This window comes from Roseibium sp. LAB1, assembly GCF_054658235.1.
On the sequence record NZ_BAAGIB010000001.1, the window covers coordinates 2032700 to 2055960 of the forward strand.

Genomic DNA, 23261 nt, shown 5'->3' on the forward strand with positions numbered 1-23261 from the left:
TTCACAAGTTTTCAACATACGAAATCGTGACCAAGGCCCCTGTCCGCTTCACGAAAGCAACGGACTTTTGAAAACCGGCCACTGGTCGGCCAAAGATGATATCTTGCCCGCCAGCGACAAAATGGATTAGGACTTATCTCCTGTTTGGGGGACATAGATGGCGCAGATGGATAGTGAAGCGTTGCGTATACAGCTGGCGCAGCTTCGCCAGGAACACAGAGATCTTGACGCGGCCGTCGAGGCACTTGCCTCAACTTCGATCCAAGATGCCTTGCAGCTTCAGCGACTGAAGAAGAAGAAACTGATGATCAAGGACCGGATTACGGCGCTTGAGGATCAGTTGTTCCCGGACATCATCGCCTGAGCCTTTCCTGTCACGGGTTTACCCGCATCGGCAGCATGCATCCCGAAAGTGAATTTCCGACACGATTTCCGCGGATTCGCGCTTGCGATGCGCGGCCCGCTGCCTATACTCCGCGGCTCTTCTGAGCCCGCCGGAAACTGGAGCATTTTATGGCAAAAGCGGATGTCGCCATCATCATGGGCAGTCAGTCGGACTGGCCGACAATGAAACACGCCGCCGACACGCTGGATCAGCTGGGCGTCAGCTACGAGGCGCGCATCGTCTCCGCCCATCGCACGCCGGACCGGATGTACGACTTCGCCAAGAGCGCGAAGGCCGAAGGCTTCAAGATCATCATCGCAGGCGCAGGCGGGGCCGCCCATCTTCCGGGCATGACCGCCGCGCTGACCCCGCTTCCCGTTTTCGGCGTCCCGGTCGAAAGCAAGGCGCTCTCGGGCGAGGACAGTCTTTTGTCCATCGTTCAGATGCCGGCAGGCATACCGGTCGGCACGCTGGCCATCGGCAAGGCCGGAGCGACCAACGCCGCGCTTCTGGCCGCCGCCGTTCTGGCCCTGCACAATCCGGCAATCGACGCCGCTCTCACCACGTTCCGCGCCGAGCGCACAGCAGCCGTCGCCGAAACACCCTCCAACGACTGACACAGACCCCCGCGGGCAGGATCCACATCATGAGCGCCAAAACCCGTTTGAGCCCAGGCGACACCATCGGCATCCTTGGTGGAGGCCAGCTTGGCCGGATGCTGGCACAATCGGCTGCCAGCCTTGGCCTCAAGACACATATCTTCTGTCCGGATCCGAACAGTCCCGCCTTCGATGTCAGCGCCACCTTTACGGTTGCCCCCTATGAGGACGTTGATGCGCTCGACCGTTTCGCCTCCTCGGTGGCTGCCGTCACCTATGAATTTGAAAACGTGCCCGGCCCGACCGCGGCTCATCTCGATGCAAGGGTTCCGGTGCGCCCCGGCGTCCGTGCGCTGGAGGTTTCCCAGGACCGGCTGTTCGAAAAGCAGTTTCTGTCCGGAGCCGGCGTTGCCATTGCCGACTTCGCCGACATCGCCTCGCAGCAGGATCTCGACGAGGCGGTTGCCCGCTTCGGCGGCAAGGGCGTTCTGAAGACCCGCCGTTTCGGCTATGACGGCAAGGGCCAGCAGATGATCCGCAACCCCGGGGATGCGGGCGGCGCCTTCGAGAAGCTCGGATCTGTTCCGATGGTACTGGAAGCGCTGATCCCGTTCGAATGTGAGGTCTCTGTGATTGTCGCCCGTGACCTGGACGGCGACATCGCCTGCTACGACATTGCCCGGAACCACCACGAAAATCACATTCTGAAAACCTCGACCGTTCCGGCCGGCGTCTCACAGGCCACCATGGACGCGGCCCGCGCAATGGCCGGACAGATCGTCGCCGGTCTCGACTATGTCGGTGTCATGGGTGTCGAGATGTTCCTGGTACGCGATCCGGCGGGCGAGAGACTGCTGGTCAACGAGATCGCGCCGCGCGTGCACAATTCCGGCCACTGGACGCAGGACGCCTGCCTCACCTCGCAGTTCGACCAGCACATCCGCGCCGTCGCCGGCTGGCCTCTGGGCTCCGCTGAGCGGCATTCGGACGCCGTCATGGAAAACCTGATCGGCTTTGACGCCGACGGTTGGCAAGCGGTTCTCAAGGAACCTGCTGCCCGGCTGCATCTTTACGGCAAGGCGGAAACCCGCGAAGGCCGCAAGATGGGCCACGTCAACCGGATCTCGAAAAGGTCCTGAGCAGGATTACCTGAAAGCTGTTGCAGCCCCGGCCGTACGCCGGGGCCTGTAAAGCCGGTTGAGGGAGCGGGCGCTGTCACGGCGGCTCAGCCGGGCACGAGGCCCAGCTTCTCCCTCCGGGCAAAGCGCAGATTTGCCAACACCGCGACTGAGGCAAGGCCACCGGCCAGCCCGCACCAGACACCGACCCCGCCCCACTCGGCAACAAAACCCAGCCCAAGCGACAGGCTGATGCCGACGACCCAGTACCCGAACAGGGCATAAAACAGCGGGATCGTGGTGTCGCCCAATCCGCGCAGGTTGTTGACGCCGATAATCTGGCCGCCGTCGGCAAGCTGGAACAGTGCCGCCACCATGATGAACGAAACCCCGTAGGCCATTACTTCCCTGGCTTCCGGATCGCTGAGATCGAGATACGCGCCCACCAGTTGCTCCGGGATCGTCCAGAACAAGATGGCGAAGAGCCCCATGAACATCATGGTCACGGCAAGGGCCGTCCAGCCGGCACGGCCAACCCCCTTGTGGTCGTCGCGGCCGGAAGCAAGGCTGACCCGGGTCATGGCGGCAACGGACAGTCCGACAGGCACCATGAACGTGATGGACGAGATCTGCAGTGCGATGCCGTGACCGGCAAGCGGCAGCGTGCCCAGCCAGCCGATCATTACGGAAGAGGCCGTGAACAGCGATCCTTCGGCAATAATGGTCAGCGCGATCGGCGTTCCCAACCGGACGATCTGGAAGAAGACCGGCCAGTCCGACCGCCATATGCGGCCGAGAATGTTATAGCGCCGCAGCTTGGGGTGCAGCATGGCGTAGGCCAGCAGGAACAGGAATGTCGTTGTCGCGCTGATGACGGACGCGATCCCCGCCCCCACCAACTCAAGGCGCGGAAAGCCCCACTCGCCGAAAATCAGCACATAGTCCAGAAAAGCGTTCGCAACAGCACCTGCGATCGTCGCCCAGAGCACGACCTGCGTCCGTTCCATCACCGTCAGGAAGCCACGGACAGCCATGATCAGCAGCGCCGGCAACATGGTCCACTGAAGGTAGGCCATATAGACCCCTGCAAGCCTGGCCAGCTCCGGCTCCTGGCCGAGCAGCAGGAGAATCGGCTCGATGAACAGCAGGATGCCCCAGACAGGGATGCAGAACAGGACCGAAATCCAGAACCCCATGCGCACGGCGCGGCGCAGGTCACGCGGTTTGCGCTGACCGCGGGCACGCGCGGCGAGCGGGATCACAGCCTGCAGCAAGCCCATTCCGAAGAACCAGACCAGCATGTAGAAATTGAAGGCCAGCACGGAAGCAGCAAGCTCCTGCGCGCCAAGGCGTCCGATCATCAGGACGTCAGTGGTGTTGATGGCCATCTGGGCCAACTGGGCACCGGCCAGCGGCAAGCCCAGAGAAAGCGTCGGCTGAATGTCGCTCCGCCAAAGGGACTGGCTCTTGTCCGAATCGGGAGCCCTTGACGCGTGTTGCGCCATTGTTTCCTCCAACAATGTGGGCAAGGTCATGCCTTCTTTTGCGAGGCTCGATTGACCGCGGTGAGACATCCACCTCTAGTCGTGATACAGTCCGGTGTCCACACATGTTATGCGGGTCGGGGACACGCTCTGACTCGGGTGCTGGAATCCGTTTTCGGCGGGTTTCTTTGCGAATGACTGTGGACACGTAGGGTTTGCTCTGGTATTAAGCCCGCCAAAGTGAGCGACGCGTCAGCGGCGATAAGGTCTCTGTACACAAGTGGATGCTTGATTGATCGGTAAAACGATGAGCATTCGTGTGTGTTTTTGAAACCACCGTAAAGGTTCGTTGGCAAAGCCTCGCTTCCATCATGGTTATTTCTTGCTGCGGATCCTCTGCAGCGCATCGAAAACGGGAAAAAACGCGTGCAGGTTCTGGTTCGCGACAACAATGTCGATCAAGCGCTGAAGGCGCTCAAGAAAAAGATGCAGCGCGAGGGCATCTTCCGTGAAATGAAACTTCGCGGTCACTTCGAAAAACCGTCTGAAAAGAAGGCGCGTGAAAAGGCTGAAGCAATTCGCCGTGCACGCAAGCTGGCTCGCAAGCGGGCACAGCGTGAAGGCCTGCTCCCGGGCAAGTCCGCTCGCCGCTAAGTTCGGCTTGAGCGTTTCTGGCGGATTTGGCCGCCGCTCTTCTCAAAATTGCCCTAAGGCCGACCGACGTTCCGGTCGGCTTTTGGCGTTTTGCGGGGAATGCTCCGGACTCGGCCCAAAGAGCCGGGTGCAGCCACACTCCCGCCCTATTGGAGGCAGATGAACGGCATGTCTAATCGCTTGACCCTGAGAGATCGTATGTGCCGCATGCGCAAGTTCCTGCCTCATGCAACATTGCTCGGCGCTGCTGCCGTGCTGGCGGCGTGCACGACAGGCGCCTATGACAATGTGCCAACCAATGCCTCTGCCGGGTCGTCGACCAACATCGCCTCTCTGTCGGCGGTGATCGACGCGAATCCGAACGACGCCAGTGCCTACAGCACCCGTGGCATCGCCTACGGCCAGGCCGGCAAGCTGGACAAGGCGGTCGAGGACTTCAACCGGGCACTGCAGCTCAATCCCCAGTCCTATCAGACCTATGCCAACCGCGGCCTCGTCTACCGTCGCATGGACCAGAACGAGCAGGCAGTTTCCGACTATACCCGCGCGATCAACATCAAGCCGGATTATGACGTGGCCTATGTCGGGCGCGGCAACATCTATCGTCAGCAGGGCAACTACAACGCCGCCCTCGCCGACTTCAATTCCGTCATCACCCGTGACAGCAGCGATGCCCGTGCGTTCTACAATCGCGGCCTGATCTACCAGGCCCAGAACCAGCATCAACGCGCGATCGAGGACTTTGCGACCGCCATCGGCCTCAACCCGAAGGCAAGCGCGCCCTATATCGCCCGCGGCATCTCCTACATTGCGGTGAACGACCCGAACGCTGCCTTCTCGGATCTGTCGATGGCCGTCAATCTCGACCGGGATTCGGCCATTGCCTGGGCAAACCGGGGCCTTGCCCAGGAAATGCTCAACAATCCGAAGGATGCCCGCCGGAGCTTCACCCGCGCGATCACGCTGGACAACTCCAACACGATCGCCCGTGAAGGTCTTCGCCGCGTCGGCAACGGCTGACCCGGCCCAAACGCAAGCTTACCAAAAGACCTGAAGTCATCATGTGCAGTGACTGCCCAGACCTGTTTGTGGTGTCTCGCCCGGTAACCGCTGAAGCTGGCCGGGGGCACCACTCAGGCCGAATGGTTATCTAGAACGGCACCTCGGACCGGAAACAGATCCGTCCGCCATGCGCCGGATGATGCAGCTCCAGGGTTTCTGCATGGAGCGCCAGCCTGGGAGAGGCTGACAGCGCCTCACCTTCCGCATAGAATCTGTCTCCGGCAATCGGATGTCCCAGAGCCAGCATGTGGACACGCAACTGATGCGACCGTCCCGTATGGGGAAACAGCCGGACCCGCGTCGTCAGTTCTTTCCGCTCAAGTACCTTCCACCTGGTTAGTGCAGGTTTGCCAAACTCGAAGCTGACCATCTGCTTGGGCCTGTTCGGCCAGTCGCAAACGAGCGGCAGATCAATTTCTCCCTCGTCTTCTGACGGGCTTCCCCAGATATCGGCAAGGTAGGTCTTGAGTGTCTTGCGCCGCTCGAACTGGAGTCCGAGATGCCGGTGGGCGGCAGGGTTCCGCGCCAATACCATGACACCTGATGTGTCCATGTCGAGACGGTGGACGATCCGCGCATCCGCAAACCGCTCCTGCGCGCGGCTTTCGATACAGTCACCATGCTCGGCAGCCTTGCCAGGCACGCTCAGAAGCCCGCTCGGCTTGTCGACTACAAGAAGGTCGTCATCCGCGTGAAGCACCGTTAGAAACGGCTCCAGCGGCGGATCATAGACAAAGGATGTTGGCGCGGCTTGGCTCATCGCACTCGGGGTCCAAGGACAAAAGGAAAAGGCGCGGATCTGACCGCGCCTTTCCAAAAATAGATGTATTCGTCTGTGCCGACCGGACCATGAAGGCCGGAGGTTAAGCTCAGACGGTCAGGATCGCCAGGATGCCGCTCAGAACGAAGACAGCTGCAGGCGGGATCCAGCCGGATGCACCCAGAGCCATGCCGATAGCGGTGGCAACGAGGGTTGCGATCAGCAGCAGCCAGCCGAAAACAGTGGCAGCAGTGCCGCCAAAAGCGAACATGATCAGGCAAACGACAATGGTCAGGACCGCGATCGTGCCGATCTTGGAGAAGTTGATGAACCCCTCGTAAGTCTGCTCGTGAGCGTCATAGTCCATAGCGGGCGCAGTTTCGTCAGACATGAAGTCCCCCAGGAAAATTCGATAGTCGGCAGCCTACATACAATAAAGCTTCCCGGTTCGGCAATGATGGGAAGTGCACAATTCGTCACACAGGTCGCGACTTTTTGACAGCCCTGTGTGGATTGCCCCTGCCTTCACCGGAATCACGCGTGGAATCAGGCAGCATGAGAAGCCCCTGCCAGGCCCGCGGCGGCCAGAACATCGTCCTGGCGCTTGCGCACGGTTCCCGCATCAAAGCCGTCGATCTGTTCGTTGAAGAGCTGAAAGAAATTGAGTTCAGCCCGCAGATGCAGGAAGACCCCACCCAAACCGATCGCCGCCCGGTCCATGAAGACGAATTCCTGTGGCACGGTGAGCGGTCCCAACTGCTTGAGGGCGGAATGCACGCGGAACGCCTCCTTGCGCCCGTATTCGGCGGCAGACACCCCATCCGCGATCGAGCGGACCCTGTCACTCAGCAGCGGACCGTAGATGAACCTTGCCCAGATATTCAGGACCTCGATGACTTCTTTCTTCAGATTCTTGAAACCCCAGCGCTCATAAGCCGCCACGACCCGGTCGTTATCCTCTTCCAGAAGACCTCGGTAAAGCTCGACGACGCCCTCGACGAAGGCTTCGGGGAAGATGCGGATACAGCCATAATCCAGGAGGTTGATTCCCGCCGGAGCACCTTCCTGCTCGAACACCGTGTAATTGCCCAGATGCGGATCACCGTGAATGACACCGAAGTGGCTGAACGGGTGCCACCAGGCATGGAACATGGTTCTGGCAAGCAGATTGCGCTCATCCTGGCTGTGATCCTTGAAGTCGAGCAGGGGTTTGCCGGTCAGCCACCCCATCGTGAGCAGCCGTTTGGTCGACAGATCCGCGATCACGTCCGGCACGCGGATGCGGTCGAAGTCCCCCAGGATGCCTTGATACATGGCGATATGCGCCGCTTCCCTGGCATAGTCCAGTTCCTCTCGGACACGGGAGCTGATTTCCTTGGCGATCTCCCGCGTGTCGATGGCCGGGCTCATGCGCCGGTGCAGCGAAAACAGCATCTGCAATTGCTTGAGATCCGCTTCAACCGCCGAGGCCATGTCCGGATACTGCAGCTTGCAGGCCAGGACCCGACCGTCGTGGCCGGTGGCCCGATGAACCTGTCCGAGAGAAGCAGCAGCCGCCGGTTCCTTGCCAAATTCGGCAAACCGGCCCTGCCAGTTCGCGCCAAGTTCGGCGCGCATCCGACGTTTGACAAAGGCCCAGCCCATCGGCGGCGCACTTGCCTGCAACTTGGCAAGCTCGGTGGTGTATTCCGGCGGCAAGGCATCGGGAATTGTCGACAGGAGCTGCGCCACTTTCATCAACGGGCCTTTCAGCCCGCCAAGGGCCGCCGCAAGCTCGGCCGCATTCTTGGCGTTGTCGAGTTCCATGCCGAACAACCGGGCCCCGGCCACCTTCGCGGCAATCCCGCCCATGTTGGTGCCGACCTTGGCATAACGCCCCATCCGGGCGCTGAGACGGTTGCTTTCGCGATCTTTGCTTTCGGCCATGCGGTGGCGAACTCCTTTGTGACATCGGACGTTCCCTGGAACGCCCGATGCGCCAAACCGTTGAGAGGCAGTCTCCAGAAACTACATATGACCTACCGCGGCAATATCCAGATCCGCCAGCCGCTATTCCGACGCAGGCTGTCAGCCGGTCCTCGAGGCAAGGCTATTTTCCGTATTAGCCGCTCCGTTTGATATCCGCCAACAAGCCGTTTCTTCCCGCTGCCAACCGAGCGATGCCCTGGTCTTTGCAGCGTAAGCTGGGCCATCCATACCGGCAAAGGCACCCAGAAAACCGAAATGGGAGCCCGCTTTTTCCGAAGACAAGAACGTACGGGGTGATCCAGGCCGCGGCCAAGTGCCTCGGCAATTACACGGAAAGGAACAACCGTTAGCTCTGGCTGATTTTCTCAAGCGCCTGGGCCAGATCGTCCCGTGTTGCCACGAGGCCCTTGTAGGCAAGCTGGTCCGCATCAAGTGCAAGAAGCTGCGTCCGCAGACCGGCCGCCAGATCCGCGCGCCCATCCTGCGCTTCCAGTGCCGCCAGGGGATCATGATGGATCTTGATGGTGAACAGAATATCACCGGAACCCGGCAAGCGCCGCAGGGTCTGCCGTTCAACCCTGAGGAAAAGCTGAGCCAGCGCACCGTCGTCAATCTTGACGCGGATCTGTTTCGGCAACGGGTGGTGAAGATCGCCGTCGGGATAGATCGACCAGTTGAAGCGCTCCAGAAACTGTCCAGCCTTCAGATTGTCGAAGATCCGGGCCACCATCAGTCCCATGCGGCTTCCGTTGAAACCGGGGACATTGTCGTGAATGCCCGTCATGGACTGCCTGAATTTCTCCGCCAGGGACCAGGACGAGGGAAAACACAGCGCAGCGGCCGCGAGCCTGTAGCCGTCCGGACCGGGCCGCATCAAAACGAGATCTTCCTGCACGAGGCGTGCCGCGGTCATCAGGGGCGGTGCACCGGCAAGCAATACCCGCTCGCCTGTTTGGGCAATCTCGACGGCGTCATCCGCCACCCTGTGGGTCTCGTGATGAAACCTTGCAAGGTTCTCCGTAACGAGGTCCAACACCTCCTGCTGCGCGGAAGGTGTATCCGCCTCTGCCCGAAACACCGTTTCAAGGTGGTCTGAAAACAGCCGGTTCTTCTCGGCCAGATGTTTCGCCAGAAAGGGATCAGGCTCCAGCCAGACCGCCTCATGGATCGGCTTCAGACCGACGGTGAAGGGCTGGCTGGTGCCGTCATAGGGCGTGTGATGAAAGGGTGGCGACGGTTGCCGTGTCATTGGATTCCGCGTCAGGCCTCTTCCAGTGCTTCCAGTTCGTCGATGATCCGTTCGATCACCGAAAGACCCTTCTTCCAGAAATCCGGGTCGACCGCGCTCAGGCCGAACGGTGCCAGCAATTCGGAATGATGCTTGGTACCACCGGCCTTCAGCAGGTCGAAATACTTCTCCTGGAAGCCGGTCTCCGCTTCCTCGTAAACCGCATAGAGCGAGTTTACCAGGCAATCGCCGAAGGCATAGGCATAGACGTAGAACGGCGAATGGATGAAGTGCGGAATATAGGTCCAGAAGGTTTCATAGCCTTCGCTCAACTTTATCGCGGGGCCAAGGCTTTCGCCCTGCACGGACAGCCACAGTTCGCCGATCTTCTCCGAGGTCAACTCGCCGTTGCGCCGCTCTGTATGGATCTTGCGCTCGAAGGTGTAGAAGGCGATCTGGCGCACCACGGTGTTGATCATGTCCTCCGCCTTGGATGCCAGCATCACCTTGCGGGTCTGCGGGTTGTCGGCCTTGGCAAGCAGCGACTTGAACGTCAGCATTTCGCCGAAGACGCTGGCCGTCTCGGCCAGGGTCAGCGGTGTCGGTGCCATCAGCGGCCCGTTGGGCGCTGCCAGCACCTGGTGAACGCCGTGGCCAAGCTCATGCGCCAACGTCATCACGTCGCGGATCTTGCCCTGGTAGTTGACCAGCACATAAGGGTGCGCGCTCGGCACGGTCGGATGGGCAAAGGCACCGGGAGCCTTGCCGGAGCGTGCCGGAGCATCGATCCAGCGCCGGTCGAAGAACCGACCCGCGATCTCGGCCATGTCGGGCGAAAACGCGCTGTAAGCGGACAGGACCGTGTCCTTCGCTTCGTCCCAGGGGATCACGCGTGTGTCGGCGTTAGGCAGGGGCGCGTTGCGGTCCCAGGTATTGAGCTGGTCCATGCCCAGCCACTTTGCCTTCAGCTTGTAGTAGCGGTGCGACAGGCGCGGATAGGCATCGCGCACGGCGGCCACGAGCGCGTCGACCACCTCCCGCTCGACCCGGTTGGACAGATGGCGGCTGTCGGCGATGTCCGTGAAATTCCGCCAACGGTCGGAGATTTCCTTGTCCTTGGCCAGCGTGTTGGTGATCAGCGTGAAGGTGCGCAGGTTTTCCTTGAAGGTTGTCGTCAGCGCTTCGGACGCCTTGCGGCGCGTTTCGGGCGAGGGATCGACCAGCAGGTTGAGCGTCGGCTCGATTGAGAGTTCCTTGCCGTCCACGTCAAAGGACAGCGACGCCATCGTTTCATCGAAGAGCCTGTTCCAGGCGCCCGCACCGGTGACGGACTTCTCGTGAAACAGTTGCTCCACCCTGTCTTCCAGCTGATAGGGCTTGCCCTTGCGCAGGTCCTCGATCCAGGGCCGGTAATACGCGAACTGGCTGTCCTGGAGCGCAGTTTCCATCACCGCGTCGTCGATCTTGTTCATCTCCAGCGTGAAGAACAGGAGATGCGAACTGGCCGTCGTGATCTGCTCCTGAACGTCACCATAAAATTTCTGGGACGCGGGTTTGATCGTGTTTTCCGAATAGACCAGACCGGCGAAGGAAATCAGCCTGCCCATCAGGTCTTCGAGGTCCTCATAGGCGCGGATTGCCGTGACCAGCGCGGCTACATTGGTCTGCGCCATGTCGGCCAGACGGCCCTTGTAGGACGTCTCGAAGGTTGTCGACCGCTCCAGGATCTCCTTCAGATCAGCGGCTACCTCCGGCGCATCGACAGCGGGATAAAGATCCGTGAGGTCCCATTCGGGAAGAGCCCCCAGATCAGCGGAAGCGGCGGCCTGGGGGGCATAGACGGGATGTGGGATGGGCAAATTATCTTCTCCGGTGCGCCACCGGACGAACGAGGTCCGGCAATCTGCTGTTGTTGGAATTTGTAGGCCGGGAAAAGGGGCCCCTGCAATCAGACTGTGAAAACTTTTTTGCTCGGCCTTGGACGATTTGTTTACCCAATTGCGACCAGAATGGTTCGAAACGAGACAATTCGGGACGAGCGAAACCGCAAATGCAAGCACTCAGCGGCAAAATTCTCATTGTAGACGACGATCCCATCCAGCGCAGGTTGCTGCAGGAGGCCGTAAAAAAATTCGGCTACCGCTCGAAGACCGCCGAAAATGGTGTTGAAGCGGTGCGCATCATGTCCAGTCCCGAGGCCAGTGAGATCGATCTGATCATCCTCGACATGGTGATGCCGGAGCTGGACGGCCTCGGCGTTCTGGAACGGCTGCGCTCCGACAAGAACGCAACACCGGTCATCGTCCAGACCGCTCACGGCGGCATCGATACCGTGGTCACCGTCATGAACGCGGGTGCACAGGATTTCGTGGTCAAACCTGTGGCACCGGAACGTCTCAACGTCTCGATCCGCAATCTTCTGAAGACCTCCGCCCTGGAAGGCGAGATCACCCGGATCCGCAAACAGGCGTCCGGCACGCTGACCTTCGCCGATATCATAACCCACTCGCCCGCAATGGAGCGGGTGATCAATCTCGGCAAACGGGCCGCCGCTTCGAACATCCCCATCCTGATCGAGGGAGAAAGCGGCGTCGGCAAGGAAATGATCGCCAGTGCCATCCAGGGCTCCAGCGACCGCAAGTCCAAGCCGCTGGTCACCGTCAACTGCGGCGCGATCCCCGACAACCTGGTCGAATCGATCCTCTTCGGTCACGAGAAAGGCGCCTTTACCGGCGCGGTCGACAAGCATGTCGGCAAGTTCCAGGAAGCTCACGGCGGAACCCTGTTCCTGGACGAAGTCGGCGAGCTGCCCCAGGACGTACAGGTCAAACTGCTGCGTGCCCTGCAGGAAAGCGAGATCGACCCCATCGGTGCGCGCCGCCCGGTGAAGGTGGATTTCCGGTTGATTTCGGCGACCAACCGCCGGCTGATCGACCAGGTGAAGGAAGGTGTCTTCCGCGAAGACCTCTATTACCGTCTCAACGTTTTCCCGATCTGGATCCCTCCCCTGCGCGACCGGCGCGAGGACATACCTGCCCTCACCCGCCACTTTCTGGCCCGTTTCGCCGCCGAGGAAGGCAAGCCCCAGGTGGCCGGTGTTTCCGCCGAAACGCTGTCCATGCTTCAGGATTATCACTGGCCGGGCAACATCCGGCAGCTTGAGAACGCGGTCTTCCGGGCGGTTGTCCTGTGCGACGGCCCGCAATTGACGATCAACGATTTTCCTCAGGTTGCCGCGGCAACGGAGCAAACCGCCACGCAGGGCGCCACGCTCCAGTCACAAGCACCTTCGTCCTATACCGACCGGATGTCCGGCAGTGACCTTGCCGCAGCGCCGGTTCGACCGAGCGAACCCTCCATTCCGGCGCATCACGCGCCTCCGGCTCCAGCCACTCAGGCAGGTTTCGAGCAGTCCGCGCCATTCGGCTTCATGCGCAACCTCGACCAGGATGGACACGTCCGCAAGCTGACCGACATCGAGGAGGAACTGATTCGCGCCGCGATCAATCACTACTCCGGACGCATGACGGAAGTTGCCAAACGCTTGGGAATCGGCCGTTCCACGCTCTATCGCAAGCTCAAGGAATACGGGCTCGACGAAAGCGGCAAGGACGCGGCCGCCTGAATTGAGGCAAATCATAGCGCAAACCATCGATTTCGACGATATTTTGACGCATTCTCCGAGTAACCACCACTACGGGAGCGTTTTTGCACTACGCGCTTGCGCCGTTGCAGTTCTGCAACGATTATCAGCGAAGCGAAATTAGGGTAAAAACTTCTTAACCTACAGCAGCTAGGGTATACATCCTGCTGGGGAGCACGGGATGGGTGAAAGCCCTCTGAAAACGGCGAGATAGAGATTGCGTACACGGTTAGTTGATTTCGACGCCGTCGGTTGGCTGAAGCGTGCCGCGAAAGCGGCCGGCGCGTTTGCTGTTGTGTCCGTGTGCCTGGCCACCTTTGCCCAGGCCGAGACACGCACCCTGAAGCTATACAACACGCACACCAAAGAGCGTGTATCCATCACCTTCAAGAAAAACGGCCGCTACTTGCCCGATGGTCTGCGCGAAGCCAACCGCTTCCTGCGCGACTGGCGCCGCAACGAGATGACCAAGATCGATCCGGAACTTCTGGATCTTGTCTGGGAAGTGTACCAGAAGGTGGGCGCGAGCCAGCCCATCCACGTCGTCTCCAGCTACCGGTCGCCCGCAACCAACAACATGCTGCGCAAGCGGTCCTCCGGCGTTGCCAAGAACAGCCAGCACACGCTCGGCAAGGCAATGGACTATTTCATTCCCGGTGTAAAACTTGCCACCCTGCGCGCCACTGGCCTGCGCAAGGAAGTTGGCGGCGTCGGCTATTATCCGAGATCCGGCTCTCCCTTCGTTCACATGGACACCGGCAGCGTCCGTCACTGGCCGCGCATGAGCCGTTCTGAACTGGCCCGCGTCTTTCCTGATGGCAAGACGCTCCATATTCCGTCGGACGGCAAGCCGATGAGCGGCTACAAGGTTGCTCTCGCCGAAAGCAAGTCCGGCCGGTCGAGAAGTTCCAAACCGACGATCGTTGCATCCAACAAGCGCTCAAGTTCCGCCAAGAGCCTGAGCACCCGCGATCAGACCCTGACCCGCCCGGGAAAACCGATTCCGGTAACCGCGCAGGCTGATAATGCGTCCTCCGGCGGCGGCAACCTGTTCGCCAGCCTCTTCGGCGGTGGCAACAACCGCGACAATGCGGCCAAGCGCCCCGGTGCCGTCGGCAATACGCCGCCCGCCCCGATTACAGCCGAAGCACCGGCCGTCGTGATCGAAAATCCGCCCGTTCCTGGCCGGAAGATCCTGGAAAGCGAACCGGAAGCGCCTGCCGCGGCACCGATTGTCGTGGCCAGCAATGCGCCCATCGTGAAACCGCCTGCGGACATTCCGGCAGTGGCCGCAAGCAAGACACCTCCGCCTGCACCGAACACACTTGACGCGCAGCGGTTCGCCATCGAGACCGGTCAGCCGACCACGCCGGCCCAAGGTCCGAACCCGGTTCCCGAAAAAGCGATCGACTCGCGGTTCCAGGTGGCCTCGCGCACTCCGGTGCAAAAGCCGAGCAAGGGGCTGAGCGATGCTGCCAAGGTTGCCGCTGCGAACCTCGGCCTGAGCGGCGACGTCCCCGTCCCGGGCTCCGCGCCGACCGATGATCCGGTTGCCGCAATCGCCGCTGCCACCGGCACTTCGGTGCCCTCTCCGGTACCGGCACCACGCTCCGAAACAACACTCGCCTACGCGTCTGCATCCGCGACACCACCCAGCCTGAGCCGTTCGCTGCGGCCGTCGGTCAGCGAGCCGGCACGCGCACAGGCGAACCGGCCAGCTTCCGGCGCCACCGCCAAGGCGGCTCCGGCCCGTCAGCCGTCCGTTTCGGGCAGGATCCCGCGTGACCAGATTGTCGACCCGCTTGCCGGCTTCGCAAGCCTGCCTGACAAATCCGCACCGACGCTCCTGTCCGGTGCAGGCACCACCCGGCACCAGTCCTTTGCCTGGCTCAGCCACCCTAACCAGCGCCAGCTGAAGAACGTGATGATGCCGGGTAACCGCTTTGTCTCAGCCAGCTTTGAAAGCAATCCCTACGGCGGCTTGCGGACAGACCGGTTCGACGGTCCGGCGGTGGTTATCCTGCCGGTGCGCTTCGCGCGCTGACCGGACTGCCAGTAAGTTCAAACAAAAAAGAGCGGCTTTTCAGCCGCTCTTTTTTCTTGTCGTGAACTACGGACCTTGCCGCTGATCAGCCTTCGACCCCACCAGCGCCACCAGCCATGCCGAGTGCATGCAGGTAGAGATCGAGAACCGCCTCTTCCTCTTCGCGCTCATGCGGCTGCTTCTTGCGCAGGGAAACCACCTTCCGCAGGATCTTGACGTCGAAGCCGTTGCCCTTGGCTTCCGCATAGACGTCCTTGATGTCATCGGAGATGACTTTCTTTTCTTCTTCCAGACGCTCGATACGTTCTACGAATGCACGCAGCTGGTCGCCTGCTACTCCACCGGGATCGGACATGTTTTCTGTTTCTCCTTCTCGTTCTTACGTGTCGCGCTTTGCGCGGTTCTAATGGCTGCGGCTGTTCTTCAGCCGCCGTCAATCACCTGGCCGTGCGTTGCCAGACTCCGCACCGGCCGTCAAGCGGCCATGCGAGCCGAAGCAGATTCCAGCTCAATGTTGGGGTTTGTTCTGTTCAAAAGCGGCTTTCTGGTCCGCCGTCGCCTCAGTCTGGTATTTGGCTTTCCAGTCGTCATAAGGCATGCCGTAGACGATTTCGCGCGCTTCGGACTTTTCCAGGGAAACACCCTTTTCCTGTGCGGCGTCCTGATACCAGTTGGACAGGCAGTTACGGCAGAAGCCGGCCAGATTCATCATGTCGATGTTCTGAACATCCGTACGGCCACGCAGATGCTCCACAAGGCGCCTGAATACGGCTGCTTCCAGTTCGAGTTTCGTCTGATCGTCCATCCCGAAGGTCTCCCTGTCCCGGACCGGCGACTGCCGGCCTTAAGCGGCGTCGCTGCGCGACTTGAAATGCTGGATACGCCGGCAGTCGGACATGCCGGAAATTTTTCTGAGGACCGGTTCGAGACGGTCCGCCCATTCAAGCGCCCCGGCTTCGTCGGCAATCAGGTCCTGACGCAGTTCCAATAGCGCGTGCGCCAGACCCCGGCGCGTTGCGTGCCGGTACATTGTGTCGTTTTTGAGAGCCCCGTCATAAGGTTCGTTGTCACCGACAACGATGTCCTCCTGCGCTCGCAGCCCCTCCAGCATCGGCTGAACGGCCCGCGGGTCGCTGTCCCACAAGACGGTGACATGCCAGGGCCGCGGCACGCCGCGCCAGACCGGCGTGAAACTGTGAATGGAAACGATCACCGGCGGTGCGCTCGCCTCGATCATCGCCTCCAGTGTCTGGTCGATGAGATCATGATAGGGCTTGTGAAACCGGTTGATCCGGATGTCCCGTTCCCTGGCATCTACCTTGGCATTGCCCGGCACGACGGCACCGTCCGACAGACGCATGATAAGTGTCGGGTCATCATCGCCCCGGTTGGGATCGATCAGCAGACGGGAATACGTGGTCAGACATGCCGGTGCATTGAGCCGCCTCGCCAGTTCCAGCGTAACGGCACGGGCACCGATATCGTAGCCAATATGGCGTTCGAACTGTTCGGCCGGAACACCGAGGTCGCCATATGGCTCCGGCACGGTATTGCGGGCGTGATCGCACAAGAGCAGCAATCCGGAAGAAAAATCGCCATTCACATATTCGGTCGGCTGAAAGGCCCGGCCGGTTTCGGCAGCTGGTTCTATCATGTCTCGCTTCGTGGAAACTTTTTTGGCTCGCTATCGTGCAGGCGGTCAGGTTTACGGCAAACAGGCGAAGGAACCAAGCCCGAAAACACCGCTTTCAAGTGCCTATCGTTCCAGCCGTCCACACCTTCTACACCCTTCCACCCACCTGTGTTTTTGCCAAGGTGAGTACAACGCTGTATACGCTTTATTGACAGCTAACACCGATCTGAGGCGGAGCGGCCATGTTCCCGCCCCATTTCTGACGGCATAGGGGGTGGGACTGTTCATTTGGACAAAAAATCTGGACGGTTCGGGAAACAAGTCTGGGCGAAAGCCTCTGGATCCCGTTAACGACGTTGACAAGACCCCCTTGTCGACGCAAAAAGCGAATGTCTGTAAAGCAGCAAAGCGAACGACTGCATATGTTTAAGGTTGGGGAACGGAACCAGGGCAGGTCTCGGGCATGTGTCAGCGTGCCTATGAAAGTTGCCTTTGCTGCTTTCCTCACCGTGCTGTTTTTCTCCGCATCCAGTGACGAAGCCAGAGCGGATCTCCGCCTTTGCAACAAGACCGACAGTCAGGTTGGTGTGGCCATCGGCTACAAGGACAAGACTGACTGGGTCACCGAAGGCTGGTGGAACCTTGCTTCCAATTCCTGCGAGACCCTGGTACCCGGGGCGCTTGTGTCACGATACTATTACATCTACGCAGTTGATTACGACCAATTCGGCGAGTGGGGTGGCCGGGCATTCATGTGCACCCGGGAAAAGGAATTCACCATTCGCGGAATTGAGGACTGTGTGGCTCGCGGATTCGAGCGGACAGGCTTTTTTGAAATCGACACGGGTGAACAGAGCAGCTGGACGGTCCAGCTGACCGAACCCGTGCAACAGGGGACAGGTGGGCGATGAGGCGTAACCGACGAGTCAAAATTCTTGCAACTCTCGGACCCTCCTCCTCAGAACAAGACATCATCGAAAAATTGTATCGCTCCGGTGCGGACGTGTTCCGCATCAACATGAGCCATACCGACCATGATCGTCTGAAGATGCTTGTCGAACGCATCCGTTCTGTTGAGGAAAAGGTTGGACGGCCAATCGGCATTCTTGCCGATCTGCAGGGACCCAAGTTGCGTGTGGGAACTTTTGCCGATGGCCCGGTGATGCTGGAAAACGGCGCAACCTTCACGCTGGACGCCGACAAGTCCGGCGGCAGCATAGACCGGGTGCATCTGCCGCATCCGGAAATTCTTCAGGCGCTCGAGCCGGGCCACCGCCTGTTGCTCGATGACGGCAAGATCCAGCTCAAGGTTCTGGAAGCCGACCGCACCAGGGCCGTGACGGAAGTCATCGTCGGCGGCAAGCTTTCGGACCGCAAGGGTGTCAGCGTTCCCGATTCGGAAATCGCAACCAGCGCCATGACCGAGAAGGACCACAAGGATCTGATCGCGGCACTCGACCAGAATGTCGACTGGGTGGCCCTGTCCTTCGTGCAGCGTCCGGACGATATCGCCGAAGTGCGCAAGATCACCCGTGGCCGCGCCGGCGTTCTGGCCAAGATCGAAAAGCCGCAGGCCATTGGCCGGCTGGACGAGATCATCGAGCTGTCGGACGCCATCATGGTTGCCCGTGGTGACCTGGGTGTGGAACTGCCGCTGGAACAGGTTCCCGGCCTTCAGAAGCGCATCACCCGCGCCTGCCGCCGCGCCGGCAAGCCGGTCGTGATCGCCACGCAGATGCTGGAATCCATGATCACCGCACCGGTGCCGACCCGCGCCGAAGTTTCCGACGTTGCCACCGCCGTTTTCGAAGGTGCCGACGCGGTCATGCTGTCGGCCGAATCCGCTGCAGGCGATTTCCCGATCGAGGCGGTGTCCACCATGGACAAGATCGCCCAGCAGGTGGAGCAGGATCCCAACTACCGGACCATCATCTACGCACAGCGGACCGAACCGGAAGCCACCGGCGCAGACGCGATTTCGGCAGCTGCCCGGCAGATTGCGGAGACGCTGAACCTGGCCGCCGTCGTCTGCTACACGACATCCGGCGCAACGGGTCTGCGTGCCTCACGCGAACGTCCGGCCAGCCCCGTGATCGTTCTGTCTCCGGTGCTTGCGACTGCACGGCGCCTGTCTCTCGGCTGGGGTCTCCACTGCGTGGTCAGTGAAGATGCCGCCAACGAAGAGGACATGATTGACCGCGCTTGCCGCATCTCCTTCTCCGAGGGAATTGCAAAGCCTGGTCAGCGCATCATCGTGACGGCCGGCGTGCCCTTCGGCACTCCAGGCTCCACGAACATGTTGCGGATTGCCTTTGTCGGCAACGACGGCCAGGGCGGCATTTGACGATCTAATCGGTTAAACAAACCGGATGACGAAAGGCGGCCTCCAGGCCGCCTTTTTCATGCCGTCTGCAACATGTCAGCACCCGGTTCCGCCGCCTTGCGACCGGGCGCCTGCACCCGCTCCACCAGCCTGTCGATGCCGCGCACGATTTCGTCCGTGTGCGTATGCTGCGGCATATGCCCTGCCTTGCCCAGCATCAGCAGCTCCGCCTCCGGCAGGTCCTGCAGCAAGCCTTCGCAATGGATCGACGGCCAGACCACCGTATCTGCCGTGCCGGTCACGATCAGCGACGGTTGCCCAAGCTGCCCGTAAAGTGTCGACTGCAGCTGCACAGCCTGCTGCAAACAGCAGATATCGGCCGCGTTCGACCGGAAACTTTCCGGGCGGAACAACAACGGCAGACGGACCGAAGCCGCATAGCCGGCCACCGGCCGGTCGGGACGGAAGACATGCGCCAGCATGTGCGGTACCAGCTTCTCGCCGACCGGGATCGTCAGCGTCCGGGCGAACACCCAACCGATGATCGGCATCGCGGCAACCCGGTAGTACCAGTTGACCCCACCCGGCCACACATGGCTGACAGGAGCCAGAAAGACCAGCCCCCGGACCCGCCCAGGTGCGGCGAGCCCCACGGCCGCCGTCACGGCCCCTCCAAGCGAATGGCCCACCACCACGGCAGTTTCAATGTCGAGCGCTGCGAGCAGACCGGTGATCAGCCTGGCCTGACTCTCCGGAGTATTGCTGCCCTCTCTGGATCGCTCTGAAAATCCCAGCCCCGGCCGGTCAACGAAGAGAAGCGAATACCGTCCCTTGAACGCCCCTTCGAACGCCAGCTTCATGTCATAGGCGTTGCCGCTGGCCCCGTGCAGGAACACCAGCACAGGCTGCCCGCTGGCAGCCCCAGACGCAGGAACAAGATGATAGTGAAGCCGCGCACCGTCCACTTCGGCAAAAGAGCCGTCAGGAGTGTAAGCGCGTGAAATCTGCCTCGCCCTGAACAGGGAATAGGTGGCAACAAGGCTGGTGGCGACGAGAAGGGCAATCAGTAACGGGATCATAGCCCGGACATAGCACTGCGCCGTCAGCAATCAAGACCGGCAGCACATCGGCCGAGCGGCAAGGCCGCCTCAGGCGGGTTCGCCCTCTGCTTCCTCTTCCAGATCCTTCACGGCCTTGCTGGCATTTTCCAGGCTGGGATTGACCTCAAGCGCCCGCTTGAAGGTCGTCAGCGCCTCGTTGTCGAAGCCCAGCCGACGCTGAATGATGGCAAGACCGGACAGCGCGCCCCAATGCCGTGGCTCCAGTGCCAAAGTGCGCTCGATATCCACCAGGGATTTGCCGAAGTCCTCCTGCATGTAGTGGACGGTGGCGCGCCGGTTCCAGGCCTCTGCATAACTAGGCTTGAGGATCACCACCGTGTCCAGGAGATCGAGTGCCAAGGCATGGTCGTCGGCCTGGATGGCCTTGCCGGCCCGCGACATCAGTACGTCCACCGTATCACTGCCCGAATCCATCCAGAGCATCTGGATTTCCCGGCCGATACGTTCGGCTTCCTTTGGATTTTCCGCTTTGGCGAGGTTGGAAAAAAGTTCGTCCAGACGGGATTTTTCATCGTCCGGATCCGTCTCTTCGACGACCACCTGGCCGCCCTCTTCAGGCAGATCATCGGGAAGGGCGTTGAAATCCTCGGCAGACGGCGGCTCTGCTTCCGGACCGAGATCGGGAACAGGCTGGGCGCTGGCAAGGCTGTTCCCGGCGAGAAAAAGAAGGGCAAACACAAAAATCCGCATCCGACGATTATGGATCGCTGGATGCGGCGGTCAATCCGGGAATTTTACACATCTTCGTGCACCACCGTGGCGACGACTTGAATCCGCTCCATTCGAACAAGATAACATCTTGTTCCTGAACAGATTTTCTATCGTCTGCCACGCAGGGCGCAGCAGCAAGATTAACCCTGGCGCGCTTTGAAACGCGGGTTTTTCTTGTTGATGATGTAGACGCGGCCTTTGCGGCGAACCATACGGTTGTCGCGGTGGCGGGTCATGAGCGCTTTGAGCGAGTTTTTGATCTTCATGTCACTGTCCCCACAAGGGCCCTGCTTCTTTAAACCAAATGAGCGCCAAAGGCGCTCACGTTTGACTGGATTGGCCTGGAAGCAGCGGCAGGTCCTGCGCCTGTCTTCAGATCAATCCGCGCCTCTCAAAACCTCGATCAGCGCAATAATGGTGGGCGTGACAGGGATTGAACCTGTGACCCCTTCGATGTCAACGAAGTGCTCTCCCGCTGAGCTACACGCCCGAATTTCTCGGTACTCCGACGCCCCAGCGCCGTGGTGGAGTGCGATATAACGGGGATCGGCAATCTGTGCAACCCCCCTTTTTCACCGAACTGTCAAAATTTCCCCAGCCCGGTTGGCAACCCCAGTTTTCCGCCGCGTCAGCACCTTGTCAGGCGGCGAGCATGCGCTCCACTTCCTGCACAAGATCCTTCAAATGGAAGGGCTTGGAAAGAACCTTGGCGTCCTTGGGTGCATCTGATTCCGGATTGAGCGCAACCGCTGCAAAACCGGTGATGAACATCACCTTGAGGTCCGGATCGAGTTCGGTTGCCCGGCGGGCCAGCTCGATCCCGTCCATTTCCGGCATCACGATATCAGTCAGAAGCAGTGAGAACGGCTCTTCGCGCAGGCGTTCGTAGGCGCTTCTGCCATTATCGAAAGAAACGACGTCATGACCGGCATTTTCCAGCGCCTTCGCCAGGAAGCGGCGCATGTCATTATCATCTTCGGCAAGCAGGATACGCGGCATCGTAATTGACCAGGTCCTTTGTTCGTGTGGGTTTGGTTCCCTTTCTGCCGGTTATAGCTCGAATTCCACAGAATGATAGGGTGAATTGGATCACACACATCTGGTGTGGATAGGCTCTTGTTGAGAACGATCGGTCGCCCAGTCGTTCCGGACCGGACAGCTTCTCACGCCGGGGAAAACCCGTTCGGCACGCGGTAAAACAAGATGTTTCGCGGACAGAGGATCCCGCATTCGCCGGTCGTTCCTGACGTCGTTCACGGCTTCTTTGCCCACAGCCGCGCATGCTTTTGATCCTGCCAAGGTAGACTGTGCAGCAATTCCTTGGCACTGTGGGACATGGCCTGCACAGGGCAGCAACCAGGACACACCATTGACGGACGAAAAACAGCCTTTCCTTCAAGCTTCATTCGAAGCCGATTTTAACGGCTTTCCAGCGTTTGAAGTCCTGTGCCCTGCAGACCAGCGGGTGCCATTCGTGTTCAATTCGCCGCATTCCGGCCGGCAATATTCCAAGAGCTTTCTCGCCTCCTCCCGCCTGGACGAAACAGCCATCCGGCGGTCCGAGGATGCCTATGTCGACGATCTCTTCGCCCATGTGGTGCCGTTGGGCGCACCGCTCCTGAGGGCCCATTTTCCCAGGGCCTATCTGGATGTGAACCGTGAGCCCTACGAACTCGACCCGAAAATGTTCGACGGACGCCTGCCGAATTACACCAACAGCCGCTCGATCCGCGTGGCTGGCGGACTGGGCACCGTTGCCCGCATTGTCAGCGAGAACCACGAGATCTATCGGCACAAGCTGCCGGTTGCCGAAGCCCTCAACCGGGTGGAAGAGATCTACAAGCCCTACCACACCACGCTGCGCCGGCTGCTGGCCCAGACCCATGTGACCTTCGGCTATGCAGTTCTGATCGATTGCCACTCCATGCCGTCCAGCGTGAAATGCCAGACCACCGATACCCGTCCGGACTTCATCCTGGGAGACCGTTACGGCACAAGCTGCAGCAACGATCTGACCGAGTTCGCCTGCTCGGTGCTGAAGACAATGGGCTACAGCGTCTCGCGCAACAAGCCATACGCCGGCGGCTTCATCACCGAACATTACGGCCGTCCCACAAGCGGTCTCCATGCCCTGCAGATCGAAATCAACCGTGGTCTCTATATGGACGAGGTCACTCATCAGCCGACGCCCGGCTTTGGCGACCTCTTCCACAATCTGCGCCAGTTCGCCCGTGAACTGACCTCCATGCCGGACGCAGCCCTGCCGGCGGACTCCATCGCAGCGGAATAAACCTCCGAACAAAAAAAAGGCCGCGCTCAAAAGAGGCGGCCCGAGTCTAGGGAGGAAACGCCCAAGGAGGGCGGTACGACACAACGTATCGCACCGCAATAAATTCGCATTGCACCGCACAAAGGTCAAGCCCGGCAGGCCTTTCAAACTGATCAAAGTATGAGCAGACATTCATGTTTTGCAGATTCATTTTTTTGCAGAACCGGTTATACAAGCGGCAATTCACCTTGATTTGAGT

General features: G+C 60.2%; 23 protein-coding genes and 1 tRNA gene. 10 read left to right on the forward strand and 14 right to left on the reverse strand.

What is annotated here, in order from left to right; genetic code table 11:
* Positions 1 to 157 precede the first annotated feature (157 nt).
* The 3 genes from ACYQ54_RS09520 to ACYQ54_RS09530 all read left to right on the forward strand — a co-directional run bounded on the left by ACYQ54_RS09520 (position 158) and on the right by ACYQ54_RS09530 (position 2123).
* The gene (locus tag ACYQ54_RS09520; protein WP_460081416.1) at positions 158 to 364 is read left to right on the forward strand and encodes a YdcH family protein; all 207 of its coding nucleotides are present in this window, start codon (positions 158 to 160) and stop codon (positions 362 to 364) included.
* A 149-nt stretch (positions 365 to 513) separates the two neighbouring features.
* Positions 514 to 1002 carry a 5-(carboxyamino)imidazole ribonucleotide mutase gene (gene purE, locus ACYQ54_RS09525; RefSeq protein ID WP_460081418.1) on the forward strand — a complete coding sequence of 163 codons (489 nt, stop codon included), beginning with the start codon at positions 514 to 516 and terminating at the stop codon, positions 1000 to 1002.
* Positions 1003 to 1031: 29 nt separating this feature from the next.
* Entirely contained in the window at positions 1032 to 2123 is a 1092-nt protein-coding gene (locus tag ACYQ54_RS09530) for a 5-(carboxyamino)imidazole ribonucleotide synthase (RefSeq protein WP_460081420.1), read from the forward strand.
* Positions 2124 to 2209: 86 nt separating this feature from the next.
* Here the strand turns inward: ACYQ54_RS09530 and ACYQ54_RS09535 are convergent, their stop codons facing one another.
* A complete protein-coding gene (locus ACYQ54_RS09535; protein ID WP_460081422.1) occupies positions 2210 to 3607 on the reverse strand; it encodes an MATE family efflux transporter in 1398 nt (465 codons plus the stop codon).
* A 405-nt stretch (positions 3608 to 4012) separates the two neighbouring features.
* Between ACYQ54_RS09535 and rpsU the strand changes: the two genes are divergently transcribed.
* Positions 4013 to 4240 (forward strand): 30S ribosomal protein S21, encoded by a 228-nt coding sequence (gene rpsU, locus ACYQ54_RS09540; protein ID WP_008188883.1) that lies wholly within the window; start codon positions 4013 to 4015, stop codon positions 4238 to 4240.
* A gap of 168 nt (positions 4241 to 4408) precedes the next feature.
* Positions 4409 to 5260 (forward strand): tetratricopeptide repeat protein, encoded by an 852-nt coding sequence (locus ACYQ54_RS09545; protein WP_460081424.1) that lies wholly within the window; start codon positions 4409 to 4411, stop codon positions 5258 to 5260.
* A gap of 130 nt (positions 5261 to 5390) precedes the next feature.
* Here ACYQ54_RS09545 and ACYQ54_RS09550 read toward each other — a convergent pair whose 3' ends face one another.
* The 5 genes from ACYQ54_RS09550 to ACYQ54_RS09570 all read right to left on the reverse strand — a co-directional run bounded on the left by ACYQ54_RS09550 (position 5391) and on the right by ACYQ54_RS09570 (position 11117).
* A complete protein-coding gene (locus ACYQ54_RS09550) occupies positions 5391 to 6062 on the reverse strand; it encodes a pseudouridine synthase (RefSeq protein WP_460081426.1) in 672 nt (223 codons plus the stop codon).
* A 109-nt stretch (positions 6063 to 6171) separates the two neighbouring features.
* Positions 6172 to 6453 (reverse strand): aa3-type cytochrome c oxidase subunit IV, encoded by a 282-nt coding sequence (locus tag ACYQ54_RS09555; protein WP_460081428.1) that lies wholly within the window; start codon positions 6451 to 6453, stop codon positions 6172 to 6174.
* A 155-nt stretch (positions 6454 to 6608) separates the two neighbouring features.
* Positions 6609 to 7988: an ABC1 kinase family protein gene (locus ACYQ54_RS09560; protein ID WP_460081431.1), complete on the reverse strand. Its 1380-nt coding sequence runs from the start codon at positions 7986 to 7988 to the stop codon at positions 6609 to 6611.
* A gap of 388 nt (positions 7989 to 8376) precedes the next feature.
* Positions 8377 to 9279, reverse strand: coding sequence for a heme-dependent oxidative N-demethylase family protein (locus ACYQ54_RS09565; RefSeq protein ID WP_460081433.1), 903 nt, complete (start codon positions 9277 to 9279; stop codon positions 8377 to 8379).
* An 11-nt stretch (positions 9280 to 9290) separates the two neighbouring features.
* The gene (locus ACYQ54_RS09570) at positions 9291 to 11117 is read right to left on the reverse strand and encodes a M3 family oligoendopeptidase (RefSeq protein ID WP_460081436.1); all 1827 of its coding nucleotides are present in this window, start codon (positions 11115 to 11117) and stop codon (positions 9291 to 9293) included.
* Between the two features lie 191 nt (positions 11118 to 11308).
* Here ACYQ54_RS09570 and ACYQ54_RS09575 point away from each other — a divergent pair, with 191 nt between their 5' ends.
* The gene (locus ACYQ54_RS09575; RefSeq protein WP_460081438.1) at positions 11309 to 12883 is read left to right on the forward strand and encodes a sigma-54-dependent transcriptional regulator; all 1575 of its coding nucleotides are present in this window, start codon (positions 11309 to 11311) and stop codon (positions 12881 to 12883) included.
* Between the two features lie 313 nt (positions 12884 to 13196).
* Positions 13197 to 14945: a DUF882 domain-containing protein gene (locus ACYQ54_RS09580; RefSeq protein ID WP_460081717.1), complete on the forward strand. Its 1749-nt coding sequence runs from the start codon at positions 13197 to 13199 to the stop codon at positions 14943 to 14945.
* Positions 14946 to 15030: 85 nt separating this feature from the next.
* On the opposite strand, the gene ACYQ54_RS09585 is transcribed toward ACYQ54_RS09580, so the two are convergent.
* The 3 genes from ACYQ54_RS09585 to ACYQ54_RS09595 form a co-directional block, all read right to left on the reverse strand.
* Positions 15031 to 15300 (reverse strand): DUF2312 domain-containing protein, encoded by a 270-nt coding sequence (locus tag ACYQ54_RS09585; protein ID WP_460081440.1) that lies wholly within the window; start codon positions 15298 to 15300, stop codon positions 15031 to 15033.
* Positions 15301 to 15453: 153 nt separating this feature from the next.
* Positions 15454 to 15750 carry a DUF1244 domain-containing protein gene (locus tag ACYQ54_RS09590; RefSeq protein WP_460081442.1) on the reverse strand — a complete coding sequence of 99 codons (297 nt, stop codon included), beginning with the start codon at positions 15748 to 15750 and terminating at the stop codon, positions 15454 to 15456.
* Positions 15751 to 15789: 39 nt separating this feature from the next.
* Positions 15790 to 16599: an N-formylglutamate amidohydrolase gene (locus tag ACYQ54_RS09595; protein ID WP_460081444.1), complete on the reverse strand. Its 810-nt coding sequence runs from the start codon at positions 16597 to 16599 to the stop codon at positions 15790 to 15792.
* A 458-nt stretch (positions 16600 to 17057) separates the two neighbouring features.
* Here ACYQ54_RS09595 and ACYQ54_RS09600 point away from each other — a divergent pair, with 458 nt between their 5' ends.
* Both ACYQ54_RS09600 and pyk read left to right on the forward strand, forming a co-directional pair.
* Entirely contained in the window at positions 17058 to 17489 is a 432-nt protein-coding gene (locus tag ACYQ54_RS09600; protein WP_460081446.1) for a DUF1036 domain-containing protein, read from the forward strand.
* On the forward strand, positions 17486 to 18922 hold the full coding sequence (gene pyk / locus ACYQ54_RS09605; protein WP_460081449.1) for a pyruvate kinase: 1437 nt from the start codon (positions 17486 to 17488) through the stop codon (positions 18920 to 18922). Before ACYQ54_RS09600 ends, pyk begins: the two co-directional genes overlap by 4 nt.
* Before the next feature lie 56 nt (positions 18923 to 18978).
* Here the strand turns inward: pyk and ACYQ54_RS09610 are convergent, their stop codons facing one another.
* From ACYQ54_RS09610 to cpdR, 5 genes are all read right to left on the reverse strand, one after another.
* A complete protein-coding gene (locus ACYQ54_RS09610; RefSeq protein WP_460081451.1) occupies positions 18979 to 19980 on the reverse strand; it encodes an alpha/beta fold hydrolase in 1002 nt (333 codons plus the stop codon).
* Between the two features lie 69 nt (positions 19981 to 20049).
* Positions 20050 to 20700 (reverse strand): tetratricopeptide repeat protein, encoded by a 651-nt coding sequence (locus ACYQ54_RS09615; protein WP_460081453.1) that lies wholly within the window; start codon positions 20698 to 20700, stop codon positions 20050 to 20052.
* Positions 20701 to 20873: 173 nt separating this feature from the next.
* Positions 20874 to 20999 (reverse strand): type B 50S ribosomal protein L36, encoded by a 126-nt coding sequence (gene ykgO, locus ACYQ54_RS09620; RefSeq protein ID WP_006932207.1) that lies wholly within the window; start codon positions 20997 to 20999, stop codon positions 20874 to 20876.
* A gap of 149 nt (positions 21000 to 21148) precedes the next feature.
* A tRNA-Val gene (locus ACYQ54_RS09625) sits at positions 21149 to 21223 on the reverse strand.
* Between the two features lie 149 nt (positions 21224 to 21372).
* Positions 21373 to 21732, reverse strand: coding sequence for a cell cycle two-component system response regulator CpdR (cpdR, locus tag ACYQ54_RS09630; RefSeq protein ID WP_006932209.1), 360 nt, complete (start codon positions 21730 to 21732; stop codon positions 21373 to 21375).
* A gap of 445 nt (positions 21733 to 22177) precedes the next feature.
* On the opposite strand from cpdR, the gene ACYQ54_RS09635 reads away from it, so the two are divergent.
* A complete protein-coding gene (locus tag ACYQ54_RS09635; protein ID WP_460081719.1) occupies positions 22178 to 23023 on the forward strand; it encodes an N-formylglutamate amidohydrolase in 846 nt (281 codons plus the stop codon).
* The last annotated feature ends 238 nt before the right edge of the window (positions 23024 to 23261 follow it).

What these genes read in the sequence shown, in the direction of transcription:
- ykgO (WP_006932207.1), bottom strand. Translation starts at nt 20,999, where the DNA reads ATGAAGATCAAAAACTCGCTCAAAGCGCTCATGACCCGCCACCGCGAC.
- ACYQ54_RS09555 (WP_460081428.1), bottom strand. Translation starts at nt 6,453, where the DNA reads ATGTCTGACGAAACTGCGCCCGCTATGGACTATGACGCTCACGAGCAG.
- ACYQ54_RS09530 (WP_460081420.1), top strand. Translation starts at nt 1,032, where the DNA reads ATGAGCGCCAAAACCCGTTTGAGCCCAGGCGACACCATCGGCATCCTT.
- ACYQ54_RS09595 (WP_460081444.1), bottom strand. Translation starts at nt 16,599, where the DNA reads ATGATAGAACCAGCTGCCGAAACCGGCCGGGCCTTTCAGCCGACCGAA.
- ACYQ54_RS09585 (WP_460081440.1), bottom strand. Translation starts at nt 15,300, where the DNA reads ATGTCCGATCCCGGTGGAGTAGCAGGCGACCAGCTGCGTGCATTCGTA.
- ACYQ54_RS09560 (WP_460081431.1), bottom strand. Translation starts at nt 7,988, where the DNA reads ATGGCCGAAAGCAAAGATCGCGAAAGCAACCGTCTCAGCGCCCGGATG.
- ACYQ54_RS09520 (WP_460081416.1), top strand. Translation starts at nt 158, where the DNA reads ATGGCGCAGATGGATAGTGAAGCGTTGCGTATACAGCTGGCGCAGCTT.
- pyk (WP_460081449.1), top strand. Translation starts at nt 17,486, where the DNA reads ATGAGGCGTAACCGACGAGTCAAAATTCTTGCAACTCTCGGACCCTCC.
- cpdR (WP_006932209.1), bottom strand. Translation starts at nt 21,732, where the DNA reads ATGCCGCGTATCCTGCTTGCCGAAGATGATAATGACATGCGCCGCTTC.
- purE (WP_460081418.1), top strand. Translation starts at nt 514, where the DNA reads ATGGCAAAAGCGGATGTCGCCATCATCATGGGCAGTCAGTCGGACTGG.
- ACYQ54_RS09575 (WP_460081438.1), top strand. Translation starts at nt 11,309, where the DNA reads ATGCAAGCACTCAGCGGCAAAATTCTCATTGTAGACGACGATCCCATC.
- ACYQ54_RS09590 (WP_460081442.1), bottom strand. Translation starts at nt 15,750, where the DNA reads ATGGACGATCAGACGAAACTCGAACTGGAAGCAGCCGTATTCAGGCGC.
- ACYQ54_RS09550 (WP_460081426.1), bottom strand. Translation starts at nt 6,062, where the DNA reads ATGAGCCAAGCCGCGCCAACATCCTTTGTCTATGATCCGCCGCTGGAG.
- ACYQ54_RS09565 (WP_460081433.1), bottom strand. Translation starts at nt 9,279, where the DNA reads ATGACACGGCAACCGTCGCCACCCTTTCATCACACGCCCTATGACGGC.
- ACYQ54_RS09610 (WP_460081451.1), bottom strand. Translation starts at nt 19,980, where the DNA reads ATGATCCCGTTACTGATTGCCCTTCTCGTCGCCACCAGCCTTGTTGCC.
- ACYQ54_RS09535 (WP_460081422.1), bottom strand. Translation starts at nt 3,607, where the DNA reads ATGGCGCAACACGCGTCAAGGGCTCCCGATTCGGACAAGAGCCAGTCC.
- ACYQ54_RS09600 (WP_460081446.1), top strand. Translation starts at nt 17,058, where the DNA reads ATGAAAGTTGCCTTTGCTGCTTTCCTCACCGTGCTGTTTTTCTCCGCA.
- ACYQ54_RS09545 (WP_460081424.1), top strand. Translation starts at nt 4,409, where the DNA reads ATGTCTAATCGCTTGACCCTGAGAGATCGTATGTGCCGCATGCGCAAG.